Raw genomic sequence first — 8,283 nt, forward strand, 5'->3', positions numbered from 1 at the left:
CCGCCACCGCCCCCGGGAACCCCTGCAACGGCAATCGGTACCTCACCCGCCCAGCAGCCGCACCCGGTGACCGACCTCGGCCGCACCCTCGCGCTCCACCTCGACCACCCCGTCCCGCCACCGCGTCGAGAACCGCACCACCGGCGGCTGCTCCCAGCCGTCCCCGGCGTCCGCCACCAGCACCCCGCCGCCCGTACGGCCCGGCGCGGGCGCCCACACCTCCAGCTCCACCCCGCCCTGCGCACCCGCCACCGGAATCACCGCACCCGCCCGCGCCAGCACCGGCACCCGCGACAGCGGGGCGTCCAGCAGCACCTGCCCCGGCCCCTCGTACGCCCGCCCCGTCGCCGTGTCGTACCACCGGCCCCGCGGCAGCCGCACCGCCCGCCGGTCCGCGCCCCGCTCCAGCACCGGCGCCACCAGCAGCGCGTCGCCCAGCAGGAACGCGTCCTCGCAGTCGCGCAGCGCCCGGTCCTCCGGCGAGCGCCACCACACCGGCCGCACGTACGGCGCCCCCGTGCGGTGCGCCAGGTGCGCCAGCGTCACGAAGTACGGCAGCAGCCGCTCCCGCTCCGCGAGCGCCGCCCGCGCGTGCTCCAGCACCTCCGCCCCGAACTCCCACGGCTCCCGCCGCCCCGCCGCGATGGCCGCGTGCGTGCGGAACAACGGCAGGTACGACCCCAGCTGGAACCAGCGCAGATACAGCTCCGGCGACGGCGAACCGGTGAACCCCCCGACGTCCGGCCCCGAGTACGGCACCCCGCACAGCCCCAGACCCAGCACCAGCCCCAGCGACGCCCGCAGCCCCGGCCAGCCCGTCGCCACGTCCCCCGACCACGTCCCGCCGTAGCGCTGCATCCCCGCCCAGCCCGACCGGGAGAACGTGAACGGCCGCTCGCCGGGCCGCAGCGCGCACAGCCCCTCGTACCCGGCCCGCGCCATCTGCATCCCGTACACGTTGTGCGCCTCGCGGTGGTCGCCACCGCGGCCCTCCAGCGCATGCCGCGCCGAACGCGGCAGCGTCGGATCCCCGAACGCCGCGAAGGACACCGGCTCGTTCATGTCGTGCCAGAAGCCCGCGAACCCCTGCGCCAGCCGCTCCTCGTACAAGGCGCCCCACCACGAACGCACCTTCGGATCGGTGAAGTCCGGATAGACCGACTCGCCCGGCCACACCTCGCCGCGCACCTCGCGCCCCCGCGCGTCCTTCACGAACGCCCCCGCCCGCACCCCCGCGTCGTACACCGCCAGCCCCGGCTCCGCCTTCACCGCCGGGTCCACGATCGACACCAGCCGCGTCCCCTGCGCGCGCAGCTCCTCCGCCAGACCCGGCAGGTCCGGGAACCGCTCCCGGTCCACCGTGAACACCCGGTGCCCGCGGAAGTGGTCGATGTCCAGGTGCAGCGCCGACAGCGCCAGCCCCCGCTCCCGGTAGCCGGCCGCCACCCGCCGCACCTCCTGCTCGGTGCCGAACCCCCACCGCGCGTGCTGATGGCCCAGCGCCCACGCCGGCGGCACCGCCGCACCCCCCGTCAGCGCCGCCCAGCCGCCGAGCACCCGCGCCGGAGTGCCCACCAGCACCCACGAGCGCAGCGGCCCGCCGTCCATGCGCACCTCGCAGCGGCCCGGCCGGTCGTGCCCCGACCCCGCCCCCTCCTCGCCCTCCCACAGCCGCACCCGCCCGTCCCAGCTGTTGTCGTGGAACGCCAGGTGCGTGCCCGCGTCCGCCACCACCAGCTGCACCGGCATCGTGATGTACAGGGGATCGTCGCCCGGCTCGAAGGAACCCCCCGGATCGGTGTTCCACAACCGGTACTCGCCGTCCCGCAGCCGCGGCCCCGCCGCCCGGCCGCCCAGCCCGAAGAACCGCGCGTCCGCCGCCACCTCCGAACGCTGCATCCACCGCCCGGCACCCGCCGCCCCCGCGGCAGCCTGCCCGCCCGGAGCCTCCCACCAGCGCGGCGGCAGGTCCCGGCGCAGCACCACCCCGCCCGGCGTACGGAACTCCACCGTCCCGTGCCGCGAGACCGTCACCAGCACCCGCTCCGAGACCACCCGCCAGCCGCCGTCGGTGTCCGGCTCCAGCACCGCCCGCTCGTCCACCTCCGGCACCCCGCCGGCCAGCGCGTACGACGGCTCCGGCCCCGCCCCGTCCCAGCCGCAGAACACCGCGCCGCCCGCCGCCACCCGCACCCGCAGCGACGACCGGGCGAACCGCACCACCCCGCCGCCCGGCTCCGGCTCCGCGCCCTGCGCCGCCCCCGGCACCCGCGCCCGGGTCACCCCCTGGCGCGGCAGCGCCACCGCATCCGCCCGGTGCCGCCGCCACGCCGACCGCACGGACCGCAGCCCCTGCGCGCTGCCGACCGCCCGCAACGACGCCACCCACTTCGACGACCGCACCACGTCACCCACGTCCATGCCGCCCACCCTGCCACCGGCCCCGGCCGGCCCGCGTACCGTTCCGCACCCGTTCACCCCCGCTTGGGACTGCCCCGCCCGCACCCGTGTGACACCGGCCCTGGTGCACGAGTCGATCACATGGCATGGTCTGGGCAGCCGCCACACGTGCCCACCCCGCCGTGCGCGGTGCCGCCCACGACGCGTAGCAGCCGGGAGCCGAGAGATGACCACCGCACCGCAGCCCGCCGAACAGCCCGAGCCGATGTGGCGGCCCGGCGCGGACCGCATCGCCCGCGCCCAGGTCACCCGCTTCCACACCTTCGCCGCCGAGCGGTACGGCGCCCCCGCCCCGCGCCCCGGCGACCCCGTCGCGAGCTACGCCGACCTGCACCGCTGGTCCGTCGCGGACCTCGAAGCCTTCTGGCGCGCCGTCACCGAATGGACGGACGTCCGCTTCTCCACCCCCTACGAGCGCGTCCTCGCCGACCGCTCCATGCCCGGCGCCCGGTGGTTCCCCGGCGCCACCCTCAACTACGCCGAACACGCCCTGCGCGCCGCCGAGGACCCCGCCCGGGCCGGCGAGGCGGCCCTGCTGCACGCCGACGAGACCGGCACCGACCCGCACCCGGTCACCTGGGCGGACCTGCGCCGCCAGGTCGGCTCCCTCGCCGCCGCCCTGCGCCGCCTCGGCGTACGCCCCGGCGACCGCGTCAGCGGCTACCTGCCCAACGTCCCCCAGGCCGTCGTCGCCCTGCTCGCCAGCGCCGCCGTCGGCGCCGTGTGGACCTCCTGCGCCCCCGACTTCGGCGCCCGCAGCGTCCTCGACCGCTTCCAGCAGGTCGAGCCCGTCGTACTGTTCGCCGTCGACGGCTACCACTACGGCGGCAAGCGCCACGACCGCACCGACGTCGTCGCCGAGCTGCGCGCCGAACTGCCCACCCTGCGGGCCGTCGTCCACGTCCCGCTGCTCGGCACGCCCGCCCCCGACGGCGCCCTGGACTGGGACGAGCTCACCGCCGCCGACGTCGCACCCGTCTTCGAACAGGTGCCCTTCGACCACCCGCTGTGGGTGCTGTACTCCTCCGGCACCACCGGCCTGCCCAAGGCCATCGTCCAGTCCCAGGGCGGCATCCTCGTCGAACACCTCAAGCAGCTCGCCCTCCACTGCGACCTCGGCCCCGGCGACCGCTTCTTCTGGTACACCTCCACCGGCTGGATGATGTGGAACTTCCTCGTCTCCGGCCTCCTGGTCGGAGCCACCGTCGTGCTGTACGACGGCAGCCCCGGCCACCCCGACACCGCCGCCCAGTGGCGCATCGCCGAACGCACGGGCACCACCCTCTTCGGCACCTCCGCCGCCTACGTCATGGCCTGCCGCAAGGCCGGCGTCCACCCCGGCCGCGACTTCGACCTCTCCGGCGTCCGCTGCGTCGCCACCACCGGCTCCCCGCTGCCGCCCGACGGCTTCCGCTGGATCCATGACGAGGTCGCGGAGGACATGTGGATCGCCTCGGTGAGCGGCGGCACGGACGTGTGCAGCTGCTTCGCCGGCGCCGTCCCCACCCTCCCCGTGTACGTCGGCGAGCTCCAGGCCCCCTGCCTGGGCACCGACCTGCAGGCCTGGGACCCCCACGGCAAGCCGCTGACCGACGAGGTCGGCGAGCTCGTCGTCACCGACCCCATGCCCTCCATGCCCGTCCGCTTCTGGAACGACCCCGACGGCAGCCGCTACCGCGAGAGCTACTTCGAGATGTTCCCCGGCGCCTGGCGGCACGGCGACTGGATCACTCTCACCTCCCGCGGCACCGTCGTCATCCACGGCCGCTCCGACTCCACCCTCAACCGGCAGGGCGTGCGCATGGGCTCCGCCGACATCTACGAGGCCGTCGAACGGCTCCCCGAGATCCGCGAATCCCTCGTCATCGGCGTCGAACAGCCCGACGGCGGCTACTGGATGCCCCTGTTCGTCCACCTCGCCCCCGGCGCCGCGCTCGACGACGCCCTGCTGGAGAAGATCAAGCGCACCATCCGCGAACAGCTCTCGCCGCGGCACGTGCCCGACGAGGTCATCGAGGTCCCCGGCATCCCGCACACCCTGACCGGCAAGCGCATCGAGGTCCCCGTCAAGCGCCTGCTGCAGGGCACGCCCCTGGAGAAGGCCGTCAACCTCGGATCCGTCGACAACGCCGCCCTGCTCGCCTTCTACGAGCGCCTGGGGCGCGAGCGGTAGAAACCCCTGGTCAGAGGCGTTGTCAGTGGCGGCCGTTACGGTGAGTGAGCATCGATCACCTGCGCTGAGGGGGAGTTCATGGCGCTCACCGACAACGGCCGCACCCGGCTGACCGCACGACGCAGGCTCCGCAGGGAAACACCCAGCACCGTGGCCGTCCTGGCCGGCGAACGCGAGTTCGCCGCCATGCGCGCCTACGACACCTTCACCTTCGACGATCACGCCGGCTACCTGCGGCACGTGGAGGGCCTGCTGCGCAGCCTCGCCGCCGGCGGCACCTACACCACCGTGGCCCTCTTCGACCCCGACCGGTACGCCCGGTACTGCGCCGACCTGCACCTCGACCCCGACAGCCCGGACAGCCGCACCCGCTACACCGCCCACGTCGCGGCCACCGGCACCACCCTCCCCTACGACGGCCGCCCCCTGGCCGGCCTCCTGACCGACCTCCTCGACACAGCCGGCCACCGGGCCCACTGGGAACGCGCCACCGCACTCCTCTCCCGCGACGGCGACTGCACCTCCTGCGGCGAGGACATCGGCCGGGCCGCCTTCACCCGCGCCTCCCACCTGCTGCACCGCCTCGTCGAGACGGCCGGCCCCGGCCGCCACCACCTCGTGTGCAGCGTCAGCCCCGGCCCCGGCGACCCCACTCCCGGCGAGCGTGGCCCGCTCGTCGCCGTCCTGCACACCGAACACGACGGACACCGCACCCCGCACCTCGGCGAGGCCGCTGCCCTCGTCTTCTGCACCGTCCTCGGCGCCGGCATCGCCACCGACGGCGCCGGCGGCGTCGTCCTGCGCACCAGGGCACCCGGCCGGCCCGAGACCGTACGCGCCTGGAGCCTGACCGGCACCGGGCTGCGCCCCCTGAGCGAGGCCGAGGTCTTCGCCGCCTACTGCACCGACGCCCGCACCGGAGAACCGGTCCCACCGGAACACGGCGTGGAGTACAAGGAAGGATTCCCCGTGGACTGACACGACCAGGGGCGAACGACGAGGGGCGAACGACGAGGGGCGCCCCACCGCATCGGTGGGACGCCCCTCGGTCACCTCACTGCCGGCGACAAGCGCGGGCTCACTCGCCCGACAGCACCGCCTGGGCCGCCAGACGGGCCTCCTCGGCCGTGTCCGTCGCCCGCGCGGCCGCGGCCGCACGCTCGCACTGCGCCAGCGTGTACTTGGCCAGCGTCGCCCGGACGTAGGGGATGGACGCCGCGCCCATCGACAGGCTCGTCACGCCCAGACCCGTCAGCACGCACGCCAGCAGCGGGTCGGACGCCGCCTCGCCGCACACGCCGCAGCTCTTGCCCTCGGCCTTGACCGCCTCGGCGGACAGCGCCACCAGGTCCAGCAGCGCCGGCTGCCACGGGTCCTGCAGGCGCGAGACCGCACCCACCTGACGGTCGGCCGCGAACGTGTACTGCGCCAGGTCGTTCGTGCCCAGCGACAGGAACTCGACCTCCTGCAGGATCGAACGCGCCCGCAGCGCGGCGGAGGGAATCTCCACCATCGCACCGAACTTCGCCCGCAGACCCGCCTCCCGGCAGGCGTCCGCGAACGCCTTCGCGTCCGTGCGGTCCGCCACCATCGGCGCCATGACCTCCAGGTACACCGGCAGGCCCGCCGCGGCCTCGGCCAGCGCCGCCAGCTGCGTGCGCAGCACGTCCGGGTGGTCCAGCAGGGTGCGCAGACCGCGCACGCCCAGCGCCGGGTTCGGCTCGTCGGCCGGCGTCAGGAAGTCCAGCGGCTTGTCCGCGCCGGCATCCAGCACCCGCACGACCACACGGCCCTCGGGGAAGGCCTCCAGCACCTTGCGATAGGCCTCGACCTGCTTGGCCTGCGACGGCGCCTTCTTGTTGTCGTCGAGGAAGAGGAACTCGGTACGGAACAGCCCGACGCCCTCCGCCCCCGCGTCCACGGCGGCGGCGACATCGCCCGGACCACCGATGTTCGCCAGCAGCGGCACCTTGTGCCCGTCCGAGGTGGCACCCGGACCGGACGACGCGGCCAGCGCGGCCTTGCGCTCCTCCGCCGCCCTCGTCAGCTCCGCGCGCTTCTCCTCGCTCGGGTCGACGAAGATCTCGCCCGTGCTGCCGTCCACGGCCACCACCGTGCCCTCGGCAAGCTCACCCGCACCCGGCAGCGCCACCACGGCCGGCACGCCCAGCGCCCGGGCCAGAATGGCCGAGTGGCTGGTCGGGCCGCCCTCCTCGGTCACGAAGCCCAGCACCAGCGTCGGGTCCAGCAGCGCCGTGTCCGCCGGCGCCAGGTCCCGGGCGATCAGCACATACGGCTCGTCGCTGTCCGGCACACCCGGCATCGGCACGCCCAGCAGGCGCGCCACGATCCGGTTGCGCACGTCGTCGAGGTCGGCCACCCGGCCCGCCAGGTACTCGCCGGCGTTCGCCAGCAGTGCCCGGTAGGCGGCGAACGCGTCGTACACCGCGCGCTCCGCGGTGCTGCCGACGGTGATGCGCCGTTCGACGTCGGCCATCAGCTCGGGGTCCTGCGCCATCATGGCCTGGGCCTCCAGCACGTGCTGGGCCTCGCCACCGGCCAGGTTGCCGCGCGCGATGAGGTCGGCGGCCACAGCCTCGACGGCCTGGCGGGCGCGCCCCTGCTCGCGCGGCGCCTCGTCCGTCGGAATCTGCTTGGCCGGCGGCTCCAGCACCGCCGTGCCCATGTGACGGACCTCGCCGATCGCCACACCGTGGCTCACGCCGACGCCTCGCAGCGTTGTCTCCATTTCACCTGTCTCCGGTCGGATGCGGCAGCGCGGGGCCGCCGCAGTGGATGTCGTACGTACCGCCGGTCCTGTCCTCCCGGCGGCGGAGGTCACCACAGGTGAAAGGTCACTGCCAGGTGAAGAGGGTGTCGCCCGCCTTCACGTCGCCGTCCTCGACGACGCCGGCCAGCACGTCGGCGGTGGCCTCCAGCGCGACGACCGGGCAGACCGGCGACTTGCCGGCCTCCTCGACCGCGGCCGGGTTCCAGCGCACGACCTCCTGGCCACGGGTGACGGTGTCACCCTTGTTGACGAGCAGCTCGAAGCCCTCGCCGTTGAGCTGGACCGTGTCGATGCCGAGGTGCGTCAGCACGCCGTGGCCCTCGGGGTCGACGACGACGAAGGCGTGCGGGTGCAGCGAGACGATGACACCGTCGACCGGGGCGACGGCGGCGTGCGGCTCACGCACGGGGTCGACAGCGGTACCGGGGCCCACCATCGCTCCGGAGAACACCGGGTCGGGCACTGCCGCGAGTCCGATGGCCCGTCCGGCGATCGGGGACGTCACGGTGGTCATGGGAAGCCTCCCAGGGGTGGAGATTGGTCACGCGCCGTCACTACCTGTCCTGGACGGCGCACTGGTCAGAAGCGTATGTCATAGGAAGAGAGGCTTCCGCACGAGCGTGCGGGCGCGACGCGGGCGCGAAACCGTGTGCGCTGCGTAATCGATTTGCCTCGCCCGAGCGGTGGCTGTACTGTCGGATCCCTGCCCACGAGGGCGGCACCCCACTTCAGACCGATCCAAATCCGGATCCGCTTCTGTCTGTCCGTGTAAACGGAAAGAAACAGGGCGGTAAGGAAGCCGGAAAAAGCCTGATAGAGTGGGAAACACCGAAGGGAAGCGCCCGGAGGAAAGCCCGAG

The 8,283-nt window shown here is 74.3% G+C and carries 5 protein-coding genes; 2 read left to right on the forward strand and 3 right to left on the reverse strand.

The features are described from left to right. Window positions 1-42: 42 nt before the first annotated feature. Entirely contained in the window at window positions 43-2,421 is a 2,379-nt protein-coding gene (locus tag AC27L3_RS07185) for a glycoside hydrolase family 31 protein (protein WP_487233160.1), read from the reverse strand. A gap of 205 nt (window positions 2,422-2,626) precedes the next feature. On the opposite strand from AC27L3_RS07185, the gene AC27L3_RS07190 reads away from it, so the two are divergent. Both AC27L3_RS07190 and AC27L3_RS07195 read left to right on the forward strand, forming a co-directional pair. Further along, window positions 2,627-4,633, forward strand: a complete 2,007-nt coding sequence (locus AC27L3_RS07190; protein WP_487233161.1) for an acetoacetate--CoA ligase — start codon at window positions 2,627-2,629, stop codon at window positions 4,631-4,633. Between the two features lie 78 nt (window positions 4,634-4,711). Further along, window positions 4,712-5,611: a hypothetical protein gene (locus AC27L3_RS07195; RefSeq protein ID WP_487233162.1), complete on the forward strand. Its 900-nt coding sequence runs from the start codon at window positions 4,712-4,714 to the stop codon at window positions 5,609-5,611. 100 nt (window positions 5,612-5,711) lie between these two features. On the opposite strand, the gene ptsP is transcribed toward AC27L3_RS07195, so the two are convergent. Beyond that, window positions 5,712-7,382, reverse strand: coding sequence for a phosphoenolpyruvate--protein phosphotransferase (gene ptsP / locus AC27L3_RS07200; RefSeq protein WP_487233163.1), 1,671 nt, complete (start codon window positions 7,380-7,382; stop codon window positions 5,712-5,714). 106 nt (window positions 7,383-7,488) lie between these two features. Next, a complete protein-coding gene (locus tag AC27L3_RS07205) occupies window positions 7,489-7,938 on the reverse strand; it encodes a PTS sugar transporter subunit IIA (protein ID WP_487233164.1) in 450 nt (149 codons plus the stop codon). Window positions 7,939-8,283: the final 345 nt, after the last annotated feature.

It is taken from the genome of Streptomyces sp. PKA51 (assembly GCF_057552455.1).

What these genes read in the sequence shown, in the direction of transcription:
- AC27L3_RS07185 (WP_487233160.1), bottom strand. Translation starts at nt 2,421, where the DNA reads ATGGACGTGGGTGACGTGGTGCGGTCGTCGAAGTGGGTGGCGTCGTTG.
- AC27L3_RS07190 (WP_487233161.1), top strand. Translation starts at nt 2,627, where the DNA reads ATGACCACCGCACCGCAGCCCGCCGAACAGCCCGAGCCGATGTGGCGG.
- AC27L3_RS07195 (WP_487233162.1), top strand. Translation starts at nt 4,712, where the DNA reads ATGGCGCTCACCGACAACGGCCGCACCCGGCTGACCGCACGACGCAGG.
- ptsP (WP_487233163.1), bottom strand. Translation starts at nt 7,382, where the DNA reads ATGGAGACAACGCTGCGAGGCGTCGGCGTGAGCCACGGTGTGGCGATC.
- AC27L3_RS07205 (WP_487233164.1), bottom strand. Translation starts at nt 7,938, where the DNA reads ATGACCACCGTGACGTCCCCGATCGCCGGACGGGCCATCGGACTCGCG.